11 protein-coding genes are annotated in these 19,852 nt (G+C 72.5%); 3 read left to right on the forward strand and 8 right to left on the reverse strand.

What is annotated here, in order from left to right; genetic code table 11:
• Nucleotides 1-114: 114 nt before the first annotated feature.
• From OG440_RS11765 to OG440_RS11775, 3 genes are all read left to right on the forward strand, one after another.
• Nucleotides 115-855 carry a response regulator transcription factor gene (locus OG440_RS11765; RefSeq protein WP_406006792.1) on the forward strand — a complete coding sequence of 247 codons (741 nt, stop codon included), beginning with the start codon at nucleotides 115-117 and terminating at the stop codon, nucleotides 853-855.
• Entirely contained in the window at nucleotides 852-1,955 is a 1,104-nt protein-coding gene (locus OG440_RS11770; protein ID WP_406006793.1) for a sensor histidine kinase, read from the forward strand. The genes OG440_RS11765 and OG440_RS11770 overlap by 4 nt, the downstream gene beginning before the upstream one ends.
• A 302-nt stretch (nucleotides 1,956-2,257) precedes the next feature.
• Nucleotides 2,258-6,049 (forward strand): multifunctional oxoglutarate decarboxylase/oxoglutarate dehydrogenase thiamine pyrophosphate-binding subunit/dihydrolipoyllysine-residue succinyltransferase subunit, encoded by a 3,792-nt coding sequence (locus OG440_RS11775; RefSeq protein ID WP_406006794.1) that lies wholly within the window; start codon nucleotides 2,258-2,260, stop codon nucleotides 6,047-6,049.
• A gap of 157 nt (nucleotides 6,050-6,206) precedes the next feature.
• Here the strand turns inward: OG440_RS11775 and fxsT are convergent, their stop codons facing one another.
• The 8 genes from fxsT to OG440_RS11815 all read right to left on the reverse strand — a co-directional run bounded on the left by fxsT (nucleotide 6,207) and on the right by OG440_RS11815 (nucleotide 19,777).
• Nucleotides 6,207-9,218: an FxSxx-COOH system tetratricopeptide repeat protein gene (gene fxsT, locus OG440_RS11780; RefSeq protein WP_406006795.1), complete on the reverse strand. Its 3,012-nt coding sequence runs from the start codon at nucleotides 9,216-9,218 to the stop codon at nucleotides 6,207-6,209.
• Nucleotides 9,219-9,372: 154 nt separating this feature from the next.
• Entirely contained in the window at nucleotides 9,373-10,815 is a 1,443-nt protein-coding gene (locus OG440_RS11785) for an aKG-HExxH-type peptide beta-hydroxylase (RefSeq protein WP_406011325.1), read from the reverse strand.
• Nucleotides 10,815-11,930, reverse strand: coding sequence for an FxsB family cyclophane-forming radical SAM/SPASM peptide maturase (locus tag OG440_RS11790; protein ID WP_406011326.1), 1,116 nt, complete (start codon nucleotides 11,928-11,930; stop codon nucleotides 10,815-10,817). Before OG440_RS11790 ends, OG440_RS11785 begins: the two co-directional genes overlap by 1 nt.
• A gap of 239 nt (nucleotides 11,931-12,169) precedes the next feature.
• Nucleotides 12,170-12,403, reverse strand: coding sequence for an FxSxx-COOH cyclophane-containing RiPP peptide (gene fxsA, locus OG440_RS11795; RefSeq protein WP_406006796.1), 234 nt, complete (start codon nucleotides 12,401-12,403; stop codon nucleotides 12,170-12,172).
• On the reverse strand, nucleotides 12,400-15,879 hold the full coding sequence (locus tag OG440_RS11800; RefSeq protein WP_406006797.1) for an SAV_2336 N-terminal domain-related protein: 3,480 nt from the start codon (nucleotides 15,877-15,879) through the stop codon (nucleotides 12,400-12,402). The genes fxsA and OG440_RS11800 overlap by 4 nt, the downstream gene beginning before the upstream one ends.
• Nucleotides 15,880-15,886: 7 nt before the next feature.
• Nucleotides 15,887-16,909 carry a MoxR family ATPase gene (locus tag OG440_RS11805; RefSeq protein ID WP_020130728.1) on the reverse strand — a complete coding sequence of 341 codons (1,023 nt, stop codon included), beginning with the start codon at nucleotides 16,907-16,909 and terminating at the stop codon, nucleotides 15,887-15,889.
• Between the two features lie 106 nt (nucleotides 16,910-17,015).
• Nucleotides 17,016-19,274 carry a trypsin-like peptidase domain-containing protein gene (locus OG440_RS11810; protein WP_406006798.1) on the reverse strand — a complete coding sequence of 753 codons (2,259 nt, stop codon included), beginning with the start codon at nucleotides 19,272-19,274 and terminating at the stop codon, nucleotides 17,016-17,018.
• Nucleotides 19,271-19,777, reverse strand: a complete 507-nt coding sequence (locus tag OG440_RS11815) for a CU044_2847 family protein (protein ID WP_406006799.1) — start codon at nucleotides 19,775-19,777, stop codon at nucleotides 19,271-19,273. The genes OG440_RS11810 and OG440_RS11815 overlap by 4 nt, the downstream gene beginning before the upstream one ends.
• Between the last annotated feature and the right edge of the window lie 75 nt (nucleotides 19,778-19,852).

Genomic DNA, 19,852 nt, shown 5'->3' on the forward strand with positions numbered 1-19,852 from the left:
TGGTGACTCCCCGTACGCTGCACCCCTGACGCCGATCATTTACGCGTCAACCGCAGTCATGCGCAGACAAGGGATCACCCCACTGGTTCCGGAAAGCACACTCAGGGGCGGGCGATGGAGCAGACACACACCGCACACAACACCACGGCGACGGCGACGCCGGGCGCGCAGCGGCGCGTTCTGGTGGTCGAGGACGACCCGACGATCGTCGACGCCATCGCGGCCCGCCTGCGCGCCGAGGGATTCCTCGTGCAAACGGCGGGGGACGGCCCCGCGGCCGTCGACACGGCAGAGGCCTGGCAGCCCGACCTGCTGATCCTCGACATCATGCTGCCCGGCTTCGACGGTCTGGAGGTCTGCCGTCGTGTGCAGGCCGCCCGTCCGGTGCCGGTGATGATGCTCACCGCGCGCGACGACGAGACCGACATGCTGGTCGGGCTCGGCGTGGGTGCCGACGACTACATGACCAAGCCGTTCTCCATGCGGGAGCTGGCGGCACGCGTCCACGTGCTGCTGCGCCGGGTGGAGCGGGCCGCGATCGCGGCGACGACCCCGCGCAGCGGGATCCTGCGGCTCGGCGAGCTGGAGATCGACCACGCGCAGCGCCGGGTGCGGGTGCGCTCGGAGGACGTGCACCTCACGCCCACCGAGTTCGACCTGCTGGTCTGCCTGGCGAACACCCCGCGCGCGGTGCTCTCCCGTGAGCAGCTCCTCGCGGAGGTCTGGGACTGGGCGGACGCCTCCGGCACCCGCACCGTCGACAGCCACATCAAGGCGTTGCGGCGGAAGATCGGCGCAGAGCGGATCCGCACGGTGCACGGCGTGGGCTACGCGCTGGAGACCCCGACGCCATGAGTTCCGGGCCGGACGGACCGAGAAGCCCCGGGGAGCCCTGGGGCCGACTGCGCCCGTTCTCGATCAAGACCAAACTGGGTGCGCTGGTCGTCATCTCGGTGCTGATCACCACCGGTCTGTCGATGATCGCGGTGCACACCAAGACGGAGCTCCGCTTCATCACGGTCTTCTCGATGATCGCCACACTCCTGATCACGCAGTTCGTGGCGCATTCGCTCACCGCGCCGCTGGACGAGATGAACACGGTGGCCCGGTCCATCTCGCACGGCGACTACACCCGCCGGGTGAGCGAGAACCGCCGCGACGAGCTGGGCGACCTGGCCCAGACGATCAACGTCATGGCGGACGAGCTCGAGGCGCAGGACCAGCAGCGCAAGGAGCTGGTGGCCAACGTCTCGCACGAGCTGCGCACGCCCATCGCCGGTCTGCGCGCCGTTCTGGAGAACGTCGTCGACGGCATCGCCGAGGCGGACACCGAGACGATGCGCACCGCCTTGAAGCAGACGGAGCGGCTCGGGCGGCTGGTGGAGACGCTGCTGGACCTGTCCCGCCTCGACAACGGCGTCGTCCCGCTGCGCAAGCGGCGCTTCGAGGTGTGGCCGTACCTGTCCGGGGTGCTCAAGGAGGCCAACATGGTCGCCTCGGCGCGCGCCACGATGGGCTCGGGCGGCAACCACACGCGCACCGACGTCCATCTGCACCTGGACGTCTCCCCGCCGGAGCTGACCGCGCACGCGGACCCGGAGCGGATCCACCAGGTCGTGGCGAACCTGATCGACAACGCGGTCAAGCACAGCCCGCCGCACGGACGGGTGACGGTGAAGGCGCGGCGCGGGCCGCTGTCGGAGTCGCTGGAGCTCGAGGTCCTGGACGAGGGGCCCGGCATTCCGCGCTCGGAGTGGCGCCGCGTGTTCGAGCGGTTCAACCGGGGAGCCGTCCGCCGTCCGCACGGGCCGGGCAGCGACGGCGGTACGGGGCTGGGGCTGGCGATCGCCCGCTGGGCGGTCGATCTTCACGGCGGCCGGATCGGAGTGGCCGAATCCGAGCGGGGCTGCCGGATTCTTGTCACTCTTCCGGGAGAGTCTTCCGCCTCAAGTTGACGTAAAGTTCGAACCGGAGCCACAAGATCCACCGACGTCCGCGCTGACGGACACGTGTGATCAGGCAGCGGACCGTCCCAGGTCGGCACGGGTCCGCACGCTCAGCGTGCGCGACCCGCATCAGCTCATCCCTTTTGACGCACAACCGCGCTTGTTTCCCGCCATTTACAGCCGCGAAACGCACTTTCCGATGTGACTTACGCGACGATGCACCGGCCCGGTCTGACCTTCCCCCTCCAGGGGGCGTAGCCTTTATTCCCGCTGTCCATCACCTTGTGAAGCGGAAGAGGGCGGTTGCCGCCGTGTCGCCACAGTCCCCCAGTAACGCAACGAACATCTCGACCGACGCAGACCAAGCGGGCAAGAATCCCGCTGCCGCGTTCGGGCCGAACGAGTGGCTCGTCGACGAGATCTATCAGCAGTACCTCCAGGACCCGAACTCGGTAGACCGTGCCTGGTGGGACTTCTTCGCCGACTACAAGCCGGGGGCCGCCACCGCCTCGGCTCCGGCGGGTACTGCGGCCGCGGGGGCCGCAGCGACCACCACGCCTCCGGCGCCGGCCGCACCGGCCGCTCCGGCCCAGGCGGCACCCGCTGCTCCGGCTCCCGCCGCACCGGCTCCCGCGCCGGCCGCCGCCCCGAAGCCCGCGGCCGCCGCCCAGGCTCCGGCTCCGGCGAAGGCGGCCCCGGCCGCCGCGAAGCCCGCACCGGCCGCGTCGGCGCAGGGTCCGGAGTTCGTGACGCTGCGCGGTCCCTCCGCCGCGGTCGCCAAGAACATGAACGCCTCGCTGGAGCTGCCCACGGCCACGTCCGTGCGCGCCGTCCCGGTGAAGCTGCTGTTCGACAACCGCATCGTCATCAACAACCACCTGAAGCGTGCCCGGGGCGGGAAGATCTCCTTCACCCACCTCATCGGCTACGCGATGGTGCAGGCCATCAAGGCCATGCCGTCGATGAACTGGCACTACGCGGAGAAGGACGGGAAGCCCACCCTCGTCAAGCCGCCGCACGTCAACTTCGGCCTGGCCATCGACCTGGTGAAGCCCAACGGCGACCGCCAGCTGGTCGTCGCGGGCATCAAGAAGGCCGAGACGCTGAACTTCTTCGAGTTCTGGCAGGCCTACGAGGACATCGTCCGCCGCGCCCGCGACGGCAAGCTGACGATGGACGACTTCACCGGTGTCACGGTCTCCCTGACCAACCCCGGCGGCCTCGGCACCGTCCACTCGGTCCCGCGCCTGATGCCCGGCCAGTCGGTCATCATGGGTGTCGGCTCCATGGACTACCCGGCGGAGTTCCAGGGCACCAGCCAGGACACCCTGAACAAGCTCGGCATCGCCAAGGTCATGACGCTCACGTCGACCTACGACCACCGGGTCATCCAGGGCGCCGCCTCCGGCGAGTTCCTGCGCGTCGTCGCCAACTCGCTCCTCGGCGAGAACGGCTTCTACGACGAGATCTTCGAGGCGCTGCGCATCCCCTACGAGCCGGTCCGCTGGCTCAAGGACATCGACGCCAGCCACGACGACGACGTCACCAAGGCCGCCCGGGTCTTCGAGCTGATCCACTCCTACCGGGTCCGCGGCCACGTCATGGCCGACACCGACCCGCTGGAGTACCGCCAGCGCAAGCACCCCGACCTGGACATCACCGAGCACGGCCTCACCCTGTGGGACCTCGAGCGCGAGTTCGCGGTCGGCGGCTTCGCCGGCAAGTCCCTGATGAAGCTGCGTGACATCCTCGGCGTGCTGCGCGACTCGTACTGCCGCACCACCGGCGTCGAGTTCATGCACATCCAGGACCCGAAGCAGCGCCGCTGGATCCAGGACCGCATCGAGCGCGCGCACAGCAAGCCGGAGCGCGAGGAGCAGCTGCGTATCCTGCGCCGGCTGAACGCGGCGGAGGCCTTCGAGACCTTCCTCCAGACCAAGTACGTCGGCCAGAAGCGCTTCTCTTTGGAGGGCGGCGAGTCCGTCATCCCGCTGCTCGACGCGGTGCTGGACAGCGCGGCCGAGTCGCGGCTGGACGAGGTCGTCATCGGCATGGCCCACCGCGGCCGCCTGAACGTCCTCGCGAACATCGTCGGCAAGTCGTACGCGCAGATCTTCCGGGAGTTCGAGGGCAACCTCGACCCGAAGTCGATGCACGGCTCCGGCGACGTGAAGTACCACCTGGGCGCCGAGGGCACCTTCACCGGTCTCGATGGCGAGCAGATCAAGGTCTCGCTGGCCGCGAACCCGTCCCACCTGGAGACGGTCGACCCGATCATCGAGGGCATCAGCCGCGCCAAGCAGGACATCATCAACAAGGGCGGCACGGACTTCACCGTCCTGCCGGTCGCCCTGCACGGCGACGCGGCCTTCGCGGGCCAGGGCGTGGTGGCCGAGACCCTGAACATGTCGCAGCTGCGCGGTTACCGCACCGGCGGCACGGTCCACATCGTCATCAACAACCAGGTCGGCTTCACCGCCGCCCCGGAGTCCTCGCGCTCGTCGATGTACGCCACGGACGTGGCGCGCATGATCGAGGCCCCGATCTTCCACGTGAACGGCGACGACCCGGAGGCCGTGGTCCGCGTCGCGCGGCTGGCCTTCGAGTTCCGCCAGGCGTTCAACAAGGACGTGGTGATCGACCTCATCTGCTACCGCCGCCGCGGTCACAACGAGTCGGACAACCCGGCCTTCACCCAGCCGCTGATGTACGACCTGATCGACAAGAAGCGCTCGGTGCGCAAGCTGTACACCGAGTCCCTCATCGGTCGCGGCGACATCACTCTGGAAGAGGCCGAGCAGGCGCTCCAGGACTACCAGGGCCAGCTGGAGAAGGTCTTCACGGAGGTCCGCGAGGCCACCGCGCAGCCCGCCCCCGGCGACGCCCACGAGCCGCAGGACAACTTCCCCGTCGCGGTGAACACCGCCGTCTCCGCGGAGGTCGTCAAGCGCATCGCCGAGTCCCAGGTCAACATCCCGGACTCCTTCCACGTCCACCCGCGCCTGCTGCCGCAGCTCCAGCGCCGGGCGTCGATGGTCGAGGACGGCACGATCGACTGGGGCATGGGCGAGACGCTGGCCGTCGGCTCGTTGCTGCTGGAAGGCACCCCGGTCCGGCTCTCCGGCCAGGACTCGCAGCGCGGCACCTTCGGCCAGCGCCACGCGGTGCTGATCGACCGCGAGACGGGCGAGGAGCACACCCCGCTCCAGTACCTCAACGAGGAGCAGGCGCGCTACAACGTCTACAACTCCCTCCTCTCCGAGTACGCGGTGATGGGCTTCGAGTACGGCTACTCGCTGGCCCGCCCCGACGCGCTCGTGATGTGGGAGGCGCAGTTCGGCGACTTCGTCAACGGCGCGCAGACCGTGGTCGACGAGTACATCTCGGCGGCCGAGCAGAAGTGGGGGCAGACGAGCGGTGTCACGCTCCTCCTCCCCCACGGCTACGAGGGCCAGGGCCCGGACCACTCCTCGGCCCGTGTCGAGCGCTTCCTCCAGCTCTGCGCCCAGAACAACATGACGGTCGCGATGCCCACGCTCCCGTCGAACTACTTCCACCTCCTGCGGTGGCAGGTGCACAACCCGCACCACAAGCCGCTGGTCGTCTTCACCCCGAAGTCGATGCTGCGCCTCAAGGCCGCCGCGTCGAAGGCGGAGGAATTCACGAGCGGCCAGTTCCGCCCGGTCATCGGCGACACGACCGTCACCGACCCGGCGGCCGTGAAGAAGGTCGTCTTCTGCACCGGCAAGGTCTACTACGACCTGGACGCCGAGCGTCAGAAGCGCGGCGTCACGGACACGGCGATCATCCGCCTCGAGCGGCTGTACCCGCTGCCGGGTGCCGAGGTCCAGGCGGAGGTCAACAAGTACCCCAACGCCGAGAAGTACCTCTGGACCCAGGAGGAGCCGGCCAACCAGGGTGCCTGGCCGTTCATCGCCCTGAACCTGATCGACCACCTGGACCTCGCGGTCGGCGCGGACGTGCCGCACGGCGAGCGCCTGCGCCGCATCTCGCGCCCGCACGGCTCGTCCCCGGCGGTCGGCTCCGCCAAGCGACACCAGGCGGAGCAGGAGCAGCTGGTGCGTGAGGTGTTCGAGGCGTAGTCCTCACCCACCGCGCGCGAAGGGCCCGCCCCCGGAGGTTTCCGGGGGCGGGCCCTTCGGCGTTCGCATGGACCGTCGGATCGGGACGTCCGGGGTCCGGTCTCGGGCGGTCAGGTCTTCGGGCGGTCAGGTCTTCGGGCCGTCGGGACTTCTGGCGTCAGGTCGTCTGGGGTTCGAAGTCCCAGAAAGGACGGTTGCGGGAGCGGGCCGAAATGGTGTGGACGTGCTGTTTGCCCAGCGTCGCCTCGAGATCCGACAGGGCTTCCTGCTCGACCTTCTCCGCCCGTCGGCGGTCCCGCAGCGCCCGCAGGTCGGCCGCGTGCGCGATCCGGGCCGACAGGGTCAGCGGATGGGTTCGCCCGAGCGACTCGATGGCCCGTGTGACCGTGTCCGTGCTGAGCGTGGCGGCTCCCTCGGTGTCGCCCACGAGATTGCGCAGGGCGGAGGCGTTGAGGGCGCACCCCAGGGTCCAGGGGTGGTTCTCCCCCGCCGACACGGTCATGGCCGCCAGCGCCTGTTCGACCAGGACGTGGGCGGAATCGCGTTCACCGACGTTGCGCAGGATCAGCGCCTGGTTGGAGCGGGCCCCGGCGATGAAGGGGTGCCCGTCGGCGAGCATCACCTCGTAGCGGGCGACGACGGCCTCACTGAGTTCGTGGGCCTGGTCGATGTCGCCGTGCTCGCGGGTGAAACAGCTCTGGGCCGAGACGAAGAGCAGCGTCACCGGGTCCGTCTCGCCCAGCACGCGTTCGCCGCGCTCCAGCACCCTGGTCAGGATGCGGCCGGCCTCCTCCCGGTTTCCGCCCCGGTAATGGCAGAGCGCGAGGTTGTACTCGGCGCGCAGGGTCTGCGGGTTGTCCTCGCCCATCACGATGCGGTTCTCGCGCACGTTGCGCGCCTGGATCGACTCGGCCTCGGCGTAACGGCCCAGCAGGCGAAGGCCGATGGCGTACGACAACTCCGAGTCGAGGGTCCAGGGGTGGCGTGCCCGCAACAGGGTGCGTCGGGCCTCCAGAGTCCGCCGGTCGACGTCCAGGGCCTCCTCGTACCGGCCCAGCAGCCGCAGGGAGACGGCCATGTTGTTCTGTGCGTTGAGGGTGCGGGAGTCCTGCTCGCCGAGGAGTTCACGGTAGGCGACGAGGATCCACTGGGACAGCTCCAGCGCCTCGTCGTACCGGGCGAGGCCACGCAGGTCGGCGGCGAGGCCGGCGGCGGCGCGCAGGTGTTCCAGGTCCTGCGGTCCGCGTTCCTCCTTCAGGCGCTCGACGGCCGCCCGGCTGAGCGCCTCGGTGCGGGTGTAGTCGCCCACCGCCCGCAGCAGGTTGGTGTAGTGGTAGGTCAGCTCCCAGATCCGCTGGTGGGTGGGGCCGAGCAGCTTGCGCCAGGCCTTCATGGCGCGTTCGCCGAGCTTGATGCCGGAGAGGTACTCGCCCGAGAAGTACATGTAGCGCAGGCAGTTGAAGACCAGCCGCTGGACGTTGGCGTCCTTGGTCTCCAGGACGTCCGCGTATTTGAGGTGCGGGACGATCTCGGCGTAGCCGGGCCACAGGTCCGGGTCGGTGGGCCGGCGCGGGTCCGCGGCGGCCAGGGCCTGGCGTACGACCTCGATGAACTCCCTGCGGTCCTCCTCCGGCATGTCCTTGTGGACGATCTGGTGGACCATGCGGTGCAGGTAGAGGGATTCACCGGAGGAGGCAGCCTCGTCGACGGCAGCCTCGTGGGATTCCAGCCGGACGACCGAGTACTGGCGCAGCTGGTTGATCGCCCTGTTCCACAGCAACGGGTCGTTGACCAGCCCGGCGACCTGTTCGGGCAGTTCGTCGACCGGCATCTCCTTGAGGAGCCGCACGGGGATGAAGCCGGGGGCGAAGAAGGTGCACAGGCGCAGCAGGTCCACCGACTCGGGGACCGTCTCGCGGAGTTTGTTCAGCAGTATCGACCAGGCGGTCTGGAAGGCCAGCGGGAAGTCCGCCGACACCTTCACCACGTCACTGTCCACCCCGCCTTCCAGCAGGGCGATGTACTCCCGCACCGACAGATCCGAGTCGTTCAGCCAACCCGCCGTCTGGTCCAGCAGCAACGGCAGATCCTCCAACGCCTCCGCCAGCTGATCGGCCTCCGTCTCCGCCAGCCGCGGCGCCCGGCGCCGGATGAACGCCACCGACTCGTCCCGGGCGTACACCGGCACCTCCAGCAACTTGCTGTTGTGCTCGCTCCACTCCGGATTACGCGACGTGATGATCACATGCCCCGGCCCGGTCGGCACGAGATCCCACACCTGGTCCGGTTCGTCCGCCCCGTCCAGGATCAGCAGCCACCGCCCGTAGGGATCACCCCGGCGCAACGCGTCACGCACCGCACGCAACCGCTCCCCGTACTCCTGCCCCGTCTGCAACCCCAGCTTCGGCGCCAACTCGGCCAGCAGCCGCCGGTAGGTCACGCGTTTCTCGGCGCTCACCCACCACACCACGTCGTACTCGGAACCGAAGCGGTACACGTACTCCGCCGCCAGCTGTGTCTTGCCCACCCCCGACATGCCGTGCAACGTCACCACGCCCGCGCCCGGCTCGGCGCCCTGCAACAGGTGATACGCCTCGTTGAGCAACAACTCCCGTCCCGTGAAACGGGTGTTGCGACGCGGCACGCCACCCCACACCTCCGGCATCGAAGCCGGGAACCGGGGGCCGCGCCCGAGGTCGTCGGACCGCCGCGCCGAGGTGTCCCAGGACAGGTCCAGCCGGTCGAGCAGACGCCGCTCGGCCTCGTCGGCGCCCATGTTGGTGAGGTTCACCGGTGCGAGTACCGCGGTCGCCGACGGCACCGGCGCCGCGGTCACGGACACGGCGGCGAAGCGGGACGGGTCAGGGGCCACCACTTCACGCAGGGCCGTGTTCCACTCCTCGTGGGAACGGGGCCCCAGTTGGAAGTACCACTCACTGACCAGGATGAGGATCCGGCCCTCCGAGAGTTTCAGGTCGCGCAGCAGGTCCACCAGCGGAACGTCCGCCGGCGAGTCCCAGCGCAGATACACCACCCGGACGCCGCGTCGCTCCAGCCGGTCCCCGATCCAGGCCGCCCAGGCCCGGTTGAAGCCGGCGAAGTGGATCGTGACCGTCTGCCTCGCAGTCTCCCTCTCGGTTGACCTGACCGACGTACGGGCTCCAGACATGCGGCGGCCTCCAGCGCGTAATCCCAAGAAATCGTAGAACCTCGGCGCCGCGCTCGTAAGGTCCCGGGACCCGAGGAGCGCGTCCCCGGATCCGACGATCTTTGCGCAACAGACGGCGACGGGGGGCCGGAATCCTCACTCACGTGCGGACCCCTCACTCGTTCGGTCGCCGGACGGAGGCGTGGCGCTGCCCCCACAGGCTGCGGGCGGCCTTCACGTACGCGTGTGCGCGGGCCGTGTGGCCCCTGGGCGCGGGATGCGCGCCCAGGCGTTCGTAGGTGGCGGCCATCTCGTCGACGAACCGGCGGCCCTGGACGGTGAGATCCGGCGAGGCCACCAGGGCCGGCAGCACCGCGCCGACCTGGACGCGATAGCGCGCGTGCTGGGCCCAGGCCGCCTCCCGGTGCGGCGTGTCCTCGGCGAGGGCGCGGCGCTGGTAGAAGTCCGCGATCGCCAGGTGGGAGTACGCGCCCTGCAACAGGCCGTCATAGGGCCGCGGATCCGGCCTCCAGGGCGCGAAGTACTTCTCGACAGGCGGTGATTCGTGCAGCGTCACCATGTCGGAGAGGGCCGCCAGCTTGGCATGGTGCAGTTCGTGCACGATCGTGGCCGCGAAGGTCACCGGGTCGGGCGGAACGCTGCTGAGCAGCGCGCCGAACGCCTCGCGCCGGGTGGCACTGCAACTGCCGCGGCCGGATTCCGTGGCGCCCGGCGGCGGCGCCAGCGGGACCAGACAGCGCAGCAGTGCCATCGCCTCCGTCACGCGGTGCTCTCCGCCCGAGCGCAGCGCCGCCGCCGTGCCCGACCACGTCTGGAGCCAGCGCTTGCGTTCCGCGTCGTCGAGCGTCGTAGGACCGCTCAGCGCGCTGTGGCGGGGGTCGCGGACCGCCCGGTAGGGGTCGAGGTCGTCCAGCGGCATGGGAGCGGTACCGGGCAGCAGTCCCGGCAGTGCGTACGCCGGCGTCCAGGCGAGGGCGCCGGACCAGGCCCCGAAGCCGCTTTCCAGGTGCACGACGATGTCCGGGGCAGATCGCTGCCGCAAGGTCAGACACCCGGCGTCGTGGCGGACCTCGACCTCTGGGTCGCCCGGCTCGGCGGTGCGCAGCGCGCCGAGCGACGGCAGGACGAGTTCACCGTCGTACGCGGTCACCCGTACGGCGAAGGGGATCCCGGCACGGGAGGCGGCCGCGGCGGCGACTGCGCTGAAGTGCGCCAGGTCCTGGGCGAGTCGACGCGCGCGCTCGGCGGGCCGGGACCCGTGCGAGCCGTCCCCCGCGTCGAGTCCGCGCAGGCACCGCCAGCCCCACGCCCCCGTCAGGGGGTAGAGGAGCCGGGCGCGGGCGGGCCCCGGGGCGGACGGCCCGCCTGTCGTGCCGGTGCGGTCCGCCTCCGTCAGCAGCGCCCAGTCCTGCCGCAGGCGTGTCTTCTGTCCGGCCGAACAGACCCGGGGGTCGGCGGCCTCGGCCGCCTCCAGTACGGCGCGCAGGACGAGCAACCGCCGGGTGTCCTGGTCCGATGCCAGGAGAGCCAGCGTGCCGGGCCCCGCGCCGGTGCGGCCGAGGTCGACGAGGGTCTCGTGCGGGACCTCCGGAAGGATCACGGGGTTCCCCCTTCGCGAAGGGCCGGGACGGCCGGGACCGCGCCCTCGGCGAGCCGCCGAGCCACATGGTGGATGAAGTGCTGGAGGCTGGAGCAGTACACGGACGGGTTACGGAAGCCGTGCCCGGCCCGGTAGCGGTGCGCGTAGTGGCCGCCGCCGCACACCGCCACCATCGGGCAGGCCCGGCACTGCTCAGCGAGGGCCGAGGTGCCCGCCTGCCGTGCGGCCACGGCCGGGTGCCGCAGCGCGTCGTCGAAGGTGTGCCGGAAGACGTCCAGGCCGGTCCGTGCGGCTCCCTCGTACGCGGACTTCAGTGAATCCACCTGTTCGAGGGAACCGTCGGTCTCGACGACCACCGCATCGAACGGGGCGAGCCCCAGTGACTCGGTGGCCGCCGGCAGTCCCAGCAGCAGGGCGACACACTCCTCGAACAGGCGCACCCTCGTCTCCCGCCGGCCGGCCGCCCACCAGCGGTCGAACACGGCGCACAGCCACTCCCCGTGCCGTCGACCGGCCAGCTGCGGCGGCGGGGCCGACCAGTTGCCGTGCGGCAACAGCAGGTCCAGCGCGGGCGGACGCAGCGCGAGCAGCGACTCGTACGCCTCCACGGGGTCCAGCGTGGGGTCGACGACGGTGAGGACACCGGCGTAGGACCGCGGGTACCGCTCGGCGAGCAGCCGGGTGCCGCGGACGGCGGCGGGCCAGGACGGCCGTCCGGCGTGGTCGACGCGGCGGGCGTTGTGCGCGGCGAGGCCGCCGTCGAGGCTGACGCCGACCATGATGCCCGCGTCGGCCAGCGTGGTGAGGCGCTGTGGCGTGAGCAGGGTGGCGTTCGTCTGGACGACGGCGTGGACCGCGCAGCCGGCCGGGGCGCGGTCGCGGACGAGGGCGGTGAAGCGGGCCAGCGTCCCCGCACCGGCCAGCAGGGGTTCGCCGCCGTGCAGGACGAGGGAGAGAGCCGTCAGGCGGTGGGCACCGGCGTGCTCGGCGATGCGGGTCGCGGTGGCGTCCAGGACCTCGGCGGGGGCGGCCCGGGGACGGCTGCGCCAGGTGCTGTCGGGGCCCTCGTAGAGGTAGCAGTACGTGCAGGCGAGGTTGCAGCGTCCGTGCATCTTCACGATGAACTGACGGAACGGCCAACGGGTTTGACGGATGCCTGCCGCCGCTCCAGACACTCCAGCACCCCCATGCCGTAGGGCCCGGTCCGCGGCCCCTCGCCCCGCACCGGCCACATGCCCGGACGGACGCCCGGCGCAAACTCCGAGCGATCACGATCGTCCATTTCTGCTAAGAAGACGACCGAAATTGTCGCTCTCGGACCGAGCGCTCCCGCCTCCGGTTTCTCACCGCGTCAGAGTGCGTTGTTGAAGCCCCACAACATCTCGCTCGGCCGGGCCGCCCGCTCCCGTAGCTCACCGAGCACATCGCGCAGCACCGGATGCTCGATCGTGCTCAGCTCCGCGAGATCCAGTGCCAGCAGGTCGGGGAGCGGCTCGGGAACACCGGGCGGTGCCGGCGCCTCCGCATCCCTCGACGCCTCGTCCCGTGCGCCCATCCCGTGGTCCTCCCGACTCGCTCCACTCACGTCACACGCTCCAGTTCGGCCAGTCGCTCCGCCGTCTCGGCGGGCGTCGGGCCGTCGGTGACCAGGCTGCCCTCGGGCAGCCGTGCCCACTCGGCGCGGGCCGCGCGGTAGGCCTCCCGGGCGGCCCGCGGGCGGGTGGCCGCCTCGTAGGACATACCCCGCCAGTGGTGTGCTTGCGCACCCGTCTGGACGGCCTCCTGTCGTCGCCGGTCCGTTTCGGCCACCCCCTCGGCCTCCCGGGCCGCCTCCGCCGCGTCGCGGAAGGCGTCGACCGCCAGGTCGAGGCGGGCCGGGCGGCGCAGGCTGCGGTAGGCCTCGAACTGGACCTGGCCGAGGTCCAGTCGGCACCGGGCGGCCAGCAGCGGATCGCCCGCGTCCGCCGCCGCGAGGCCGAAGAGGTGCTCGGCCTCGCGCAGGTCGACACGGTCGCCGCGGGCCCGGTAGCGCAGCATCAGCGCGCGGCCGAGCAGCAGCAGCCGGTGGGCGACCTGCCGGCTGCCCGCCGGGGTCTCCATCCGGCAGTCGCGCAGCACGCGGATCGCCCGGGACAGCGCGTCCCGCGCCCGTGCCCCGGACTGGAGTCCGGCCAGCCGCAGGAGCGCTTCGCCCCACTCGGCGAGGACGTCGGCGTGCGCGGGCGCGTCGCGGGACATCCGCTGGGCGGCCTGCGCGAAGCGGTCGGCGGCCGCCTCCAGCTCCGCCGGTTCACCCGACTCCGCGTACCGGGCGACGGCTATCCGCCCGGCCCGCGCCAGCAGGGACGCGCGCCGGCCCTGTTCGCGCACCAGGGAGAGGGCCTCGTCGACGCGGGCCTGGGCGTCGTCGAGCGGGCCGCCCGCCTGGAGCAGCGCGTCGACCAGGTCGAGCAGGATGCGCACCCGCGCGCGTGCCGACTCGGCGGTGTACGGCTCCCCGCCGGTGTCCAGGGCGGTGCGCAGCGACTGCGCGCCCTGCTCGGCGTAGAGGCGGGCCTGGACGGGATCGGCGGTGGTGCCGGAGAGCCGCAGCAGGATCCGGCCGTGCTCCAGGGGGAGTTCGGGCGGGCGCAGGCGCCGGTCGGGCCAGACGTCGGCGAAGGCCTCCAGCATGCCGACGGCGCCCTGGAGGAGCGCGCTGTCGCCGCCGAGCCGCCACTGTGCCTCCAGGGCGCGCACCCGTTCCAGGGTGAGCCTGAGCGCCTCGCTCTCGTCGAGGCCCGGCGCGGCGCAGGCGACGGCGTACTCGCGGTCGGCGCGGCGCAGCAGGTCCAGGGCGCCGGTGCGGTCGCCGCGCCGCCTGCGGTCCGTCGCGCCCGCGTGCAACACCCGAGCCAGCACGGCCCGTTCGCGCAGCCGGCGCGGATGCGCGGTCGCCCGTTCCGCGGCCGCCTCGGCCTCCTGGAGGAGGTCGTCGCCGCCCTGTACCTCCCACAGCCGCAGGGTGCAGTGCGCGTACTCGGCCCACAGTTCGGGGTCCGCGCCCGCCCGTTCGCGCTCGGTGGCGCCGCGCAGCAGCTGCACCGCGTCGATGACGTCCTGGATCATGCCCTCGCTGTCGAAGCGCTCGATCAGCGCTCGGGCCCTGCGGACCGCCTGGTGCGTCGGCCGGTCCACGGGCTCTCCCGGTCCAATCCGGCTCGCCGGGCTCTCGAACTGCTCGGGCAGCGGCATGAACCGCCGCAGGACGCGGGCCGCGACCTCCGCGAAGGGCTGTGGCACGGGCGCCTCCTCGCCGCTGCCCCCGTTGTCCCTGTCGTCCCTGTCGTCCCCGTGATCCCCGTGATCGCCGTGGTCGCCGGGGTCCGTGCGCCGGGTGGCGGGCACGTACGGGCGGCCCGCGCCGCCGTCGCCGAGCTGGGCGAGGGCCAGGGCCGGGAAGTTGGGGCCGGCCTTGCCGAAGCGCTGCTCTATGTACTCCGAGCAGTGCTTGAGCACCAGCATGGCCTCGTCGCGGCCCAGCCGGGACAACAGGGCGTCACGGACGTCGGGCTCGATGCGGTACCACAGGGCGCCGCCGTCGGCGTACTCCTCCGAGGCGCGCGTGAGCAGGCCGCCGACCAGCACCTCGGCGAGTTCGGCCGGCCCGGAGTCGGGCAGCATCGTGCGCTGGACGAGCTGCATCACGGGCAGGCACAGGGGTGCGGCGGCCAGGTACACGGCGAGCCGTCCGGCGGCCGGGGAGGCGCTGGAGCTGAACCTGCTGACCCGTTCGAAGGGAGTGCGCCGACGGTCGACGCGCGCCGCCGGCGCGGCCGGCTGGTCCGCGCGCACCCAGCCCACGGCCCCCGGGACGGGCCCGGCACCGGCCCCGGACAGCAGCCGCGCCCAGGCGCCCAGGGCCACCGGCTCGGGCGGCAGCACGGGCACCGGCAGGGCTCCCCGGCGCACCTCGGCCGGGCCACCCGCCGGGGTGCGCACCCGCAGTGCGGCCGCTCCGCCCAGTGTCTCGCCGCGGCTCAACTCACAGAACTGGACGGGCAGTCGGGTGCGGCTCCACAGGCGCTGGGGCAGCGGCTGGAGCACGGCGACCGGACCCTGCCGGGAGAGGTGGTGCAGCAGCCGGTGCGCGTGGCCGCTGTGCCACAAGGGGCCCGCGCAGTCGCTGACGAACAGGACGATCCGGCGGCCGGTGGGGTCGCTGAGCCGGTCCGTGGAGTGCAGCGGCGCCGCGTAGGCGTCGGGACTGCGGCTGACGGCCGGCTCACCGTCCGGGCCCTGGTGCAGATGACTGACCTGGATGTCGGAGAAGGCGCCCAACCGGCCGAACACCTCTTGGAGTTCGATGAACAGCCGGTCCCAGACGCGCATCGAGGACGAGGCGTCCAGGACCAGCTGGAGCCGGGCGTCGCCCCGGGTGACGGCCCGGTACACGGGCAGGATCAGGCCGCCCGCCTGCGCGCTGCGTTCCGCCGTCGCCGTCTCGTCGAGCCGTGTGCGCAGCGGTGGGGCGGGGCTGCGGTAGCGCTGCAACCGCCGTAAGGCGCGCTGGAGTTCGAGCGGCGCGGGCAGCACGGGGGCGGCGGGTACGCCCACCGGCAGCGCGGCGGCCCGCCCCGCGCCCTGGGTCCGCTCCACCCCGTCCTGCGGGACCGGGTACAGGCTCACCCGCCCGTCGGTCCCCAGGTCCTGCGGCGGCCGTTCCAGCCGTTCGGTGCGGTCCCCCCGCGGCCGTCCGTCCGCGTCCCGGCGGCCCCCGTCGTCGGGACGGGGTAGGGGCCTGGCGGCGGTTGCGGCGGGCGGGTCCTCCTGTTCCGGGTCGTCCACCGGGCGGGTCCAGCGCGCCAGCCAGAGCGCGTCACAGAGCTGCGGCACATCGGGGTCGAGGCCCACGGCACGCAGCCGCGAGACGAGTTCGGCCAGCGGATCACCGACGCGCGGTACGGGGGCCGAGGCGCCGGCGGTCGCCGCGGAGCCGTCCCCGTCCCGGTCGGCACCCGGAGTGCCGGGCCGGGGGCCGTCGGGCGGGACGGGGCCGTGGCGTGCCGCTGCGTCGGGCATCAGGCCCTCACCTCGGGCGGTCGAGTCGCTGGATGAGCAGATCGGCCAGGCGGTCACGGCTGGGCGGCGCGGCCGCGTCGGTGAGGTAGATCGCGTTCAACAGCTGGTCCGCCGCGAGGAGTTCACTGCGCGAGCGCTCCAGGAACCGCGTGATCAGATCGTCCCCCGCGCGGGCCGCCTCGTCCCCGAGGTGCGCGCGTACGAAGGTCGCGAGCCGGTTGTGATCGGGGCGCCCCAGCTCCAGGTGGATGCACCGGCGCATCAGCGGGGCCGGGAAGTCGCGCTCGCCGTTGCTGGTGAGCACGACGAAGGGGAAGGCACGGCAGCGCACTCGGCCGTCCCGCACCCGGACCTTCACCCCGTCGGCGGTCAGCACCTCGGCCTCGCCGTCCGGCAGCCGGTCGGCGATGCGCTCCAGCTCGGGGATCGCGAACTCGCCCTCCTCCAGCACGTTCAGCAGGTCGTTGGGCAGGTCGATGTCGCTCTTGTCCAGCTCGTCGATGAGCAGCACGCGCGGGGTGTCGGAGGGCAGCAGCGCGGTGCCGAGCGGTCCCAGCCGGATGTAGCTGCCGATGCCCTCGACCGCGCCCGGCGAACCGGCCGCCGACCCGAACCCGCCCTGCGCGGCGATCTGGACGTCCTGGAGCCGGGCGATCGCGTCGTAGTGGTACAGCCCGTCCTGGAGCGCGGAACGGCTGACGATGGACCAGCGCAGCACGTTGCCGAGCCCGAGTTCGTACGCCACCGAGTGGGCGAGCGTGCTCTTGCCCGCGCCGGGGCTGCCCGTCACGAGCAGGGGGCGGCGCAGATAGAGCGCCGCGTTGATCATCTCCAGCTCCTCGGCGCCCGGCCGGTGCAGTTCCGCCAGGTGCCGGTGCGCGCCGAGCCTGCGGTCCTGGGACCCGTCTCCGGAACCCGCCGCGTCACGGCTGGTGAAGTCGCGCCAGGGGGGCGGATCGGGCAGCCGCTCGATCCCGTCGTGCGGTTCGCCGGCGCCTCGGTAGATGAGCCACTCACTGGATTCGGTCATGATCCGGTCCTCGTCACTCGTCCGCCGCGGCCGTCCGAACGTGCATCACGTTATCCATCCTGGAGGTGCCTGGTAAGGGGCCTCTCGGCCCCGCGGGCGGGTGGGTTCAAGGAGCCTCCAGCAGGTCACCGGTCCCGGGCAGCGGCTGGTGGGGATCGTCGTACAGCAGCGCGACACCGTCGGCCCAGAACGACTCGGTGCGGCCCGCGCGCAGCCGCATCCGGAGATCGTGCACGGCCTCGGGCAGGTACTGCGCGCTCGGTGGTTCGGCGATCCCGTCGATCGTGCCGCGGTGGAACTCCCCGCAGACGGCGTCGGCCCGGCCGTGCCGTCGACGCCACAGGGCCACGCCGTAGCCGCCGCGCACGATCCGGGCGAGCGCCTCCGCGTCGTCCTCGTACCGGAGGTCGCCGTAGCGGCACAGCACCGGGACGGTGCCGTGCGACAGGGCGCGCAACTGCTCGACGGTCGGGACGGGTTTACGCAACCCCTCGTCGCAGTCGAGGACTTCGGCCTTGGCACGGTGGGCGTGCAGCCAGCGCCAGCGGGCTCGGCGCTCCGCTTCCCATTCGTCCGGGTCGTCGAAACCGTCCGGGCCGTCGGCTTCGGCCCTGCTGGCCGCGGGGCCGTCCGGCCCTCCCCCGCCGTACGCGCCGAACGCCGCGTCGGGCAGCAGGCCGCGGTCTGCACAGCGCACGACGACCGGCCGCAGCGCCCCCAACGGCTCCTGCCCGGGCGTGAGTTGCCAGTTGTCGACCTCCAGGCCCAGCAGCGCGTGCGGCAGCGCCACCTGAAGGAGCGCGGGCCTGCCGGGTTCGTCGCAGTGCCGGAAGGCCTCCGCGAGCGGACCGGCGAGGTGCGCGGGCAGATCGGCCAGCGGGGTGCGCTCGGCCTCGTGCAGCCGGACCACCTCGCCGCCGGGCACGGTCACCGAGACCGACCAGTCGCAACGGTCCGGCTCCCAGCCGCGCCGCACCAGTTCGAGCAGGGCGGACGGCCGGGCCACACTGCCGGCGGGACCGGCACGCGCGCGTGCGTCGGGCCCGCCGCGCCGCTGCCGCCCGCGGGCGGCGGGACCCACCGCCGGGTACGGGCCGCCGGAGACCGTGTCGAGGTCGTCGCGCTCCGCCTCGTCCCGCCGGCGCAGCCGCTCGATCCGCTGTTCGGCGAGCCCGGACCGGTAGCGGGCGCCGAGCCGCTGGGCCGCCTGCCACACCCAGACCCACAGGGCCTTCTCGGCGTCCGGGGTGCTGGGCACGACGAACGGGCGCGGAGCGGACATCGCGCGCATCGCGTAGTCGAGGACGAGTTCCAGTGCCCCGTCGTCACTCGCGCTCTCGTACAGCGCTCCGAGGCCGTCGCGCCAGCCGCGGGGCGCGGGCAGCGGGGTGGGTGCCTGGAAGTCGGGGAGGGAGTCGAGGATGTCCAGCAGCCCGCGGGTGCTCTCGGGCGGCGGGAGTTCGGCGAGCCGGCCCAGCAGCTGGATCCGCTCGTCGGGGCTGAGCGTGCGGCCCGGCCGCGCGCCGAGCCTGCCCTGTACGTCCGTCCAGGTCTGCCGCCGGGAGGCGGGGTGGCGCTGCCGGTCACGGTGGTAGCGGTCGTGGGCGTGGAAGACCGCCTGGTAGAGGTCGCTGTGCTCGGCCGGCACCGCCTCCGCGGAGACCCGCAGGGTGCGCAGCTGCTCGATCCCGGTGGACGTGCCCCCGGGCCGGTGGTCGGAGCGCGCCTTCAGCACGCCGATCACCTCGCCGCGCTCGGGGTCGATCACCGGGCCGCCCGAGACGCCGTACGGCAGATCATTGTCGCCCAGCCGCATCTGCACGTCCGAGGACCAGCCGCCGATGGTGCCCTGGACGGTGAGCGTGCCGTCCAGGATTTGCAGCCGGCCCTCGTTCTCGGTCCAGCCGGCGTACAGCACCCGGCCCTCGCCGTAGTAGGCCGCCGGACGCTCGGAGACGTACACGCACTCGTGGTCCTCGACGGGTTCGGTCAGCTGGACCAGGGCGAGGTCCGGGGCGGGCCAGTTCCCCGCGGGCAGTGCCGGCCCGGCGCCGTCGGCCCGGTCGGCACGGTCGGGGAGGGTCGCCACGACCCGGCCCGGGGCGGTGGACGTGCCCCGCCCCGGTGCTGTCTCGTACACCACCGCGACCTCGCCCCCCTCCCCGCCGCAAGCCACGTGTGCGCAGGTCAGAACCCAGTTCGGGGCGATGAAGAAGCCGCTCCCGAGGAACGTTGCGGGCTCCTCCAGGGCATACCCGACGGCCGGGCGATGAATGCGCACGGTCGCGGCCACGACGAGTCCACGCAGTGCACGACGGGCCGCATCGAACGCGTTCGATGCGCCCGGGGCGTGCCCGCCCGTCATTCCGCGCCCCCGCCGACGGTGCCGTCGGCGCCCCCGTGCATCGGCGCGCCGGGGGACGCGCCCGCGCGCCGGACCCCGCCCCCGTCGGACGACGCGCCGTCCCGCGCGCGGGCGCCCGCTCCGGGGGGCGCGGGAGGTGACGCGTCGAGATCCGGCGGCCCGCTGTTCCAGGTGAGGGTGACCGTGATGCCGGCCTTGGCCTCTCCGTCGGCGAGCAGACCGACGACCTTGCCGGCCTTGGCGGTCAGCTCGATGCCGAACTCGACGCTCACCTCGTCGGGCCGCACCGCGCGCAGCGGTTCCGCCAGCGACCGCGCCACCCCCGTGACGAGCGCGTGCAGGCTCTCCACGCTCGCCTCCACCCGGTCGGCGAACCCGGTGTCGCTGTACGACAGCCGCCCGGACGGCGCGGCGAGCTCCCCCGCCCCCGAGATCCGGGCCCAGACCGGCGTCCCGTCCGGCAGCGCGATGCGCGCCACCCGTGTCACGTCGTCAGCACTCATGGCACTCCCCCGTCTCCCCGTCCCCCCGGCCCCGCCCGTCGGTGCGCGGGCCGGCCGCGAGGTCACGATCACGCG

This window comes from Streptomyces sp. NBC_00637, from assembly GCF_045161545.1.
In the GTDB taxonomy this organism is placed as follows: Bacteria; Actinomycetota; Actinomycetes; order Streptomycetales; family Streptomycetaceae; genus Streptomyces.

Bases quoted from the DNA above. Each gene is read 5' to 3' on its own strand.
- fxsT (WP_406006795.1), bottom strand. From the start codon at position 9,218: ATGTCTGGAGCCCGTACGTCGGTCAGGTCAACCGAGAGGGAGACTGCG.
- OG440_RS11765 (WP_406006792.1), top strand. From the start codon at position 115: ATGGAGCAGACACACACCGCACACAACACCACGGCGACGGCGACGCCG.
- OG440_RS11805 (WP_020130728.1), bottom strand. From the start codon at position 16,909: ATGACCGAATCCAGTGAGTGGCTCATCTACCGAGGCGCCGGCGAACCG.
- OG440_RS11790 (WP_406011326.1), bottom strand. From the start codon at position 11,930: ATGCACGGACGCTGCAACCTCGCCTGCACGTACTGCTACCTCTACGAG.
- OG440_RS11800 (WP_406006797.1), bottom strand. From the start codon at position 15,879: ATGCCCGACGCAGCGGCACGCCACGGCCCCGTCCCGCCCGACGGCCCC.
- OG440_RS11810 (WP_406006798.1), bottom strand. From the start codon at position 19,274: ATGACGGGCGGGCACGCCCCGGGCGCATCGAACGCGTTCGATGCGGCC.
- OG440_RS11815 (WP_406006799.1), bottom strand. From the start codon at position 19,777: ATGAGTGCTGACGACGTGACACGGGTGGCGCGCATCGCGCTGCCGGAC.
- OG440_RS11770 (WP_406006793.1), top strand. From the start codon at position 852: ATGAGTTCCGGGCCGGACGGACCGAGAAGCCCCGGGGAGCCCTGGGGC.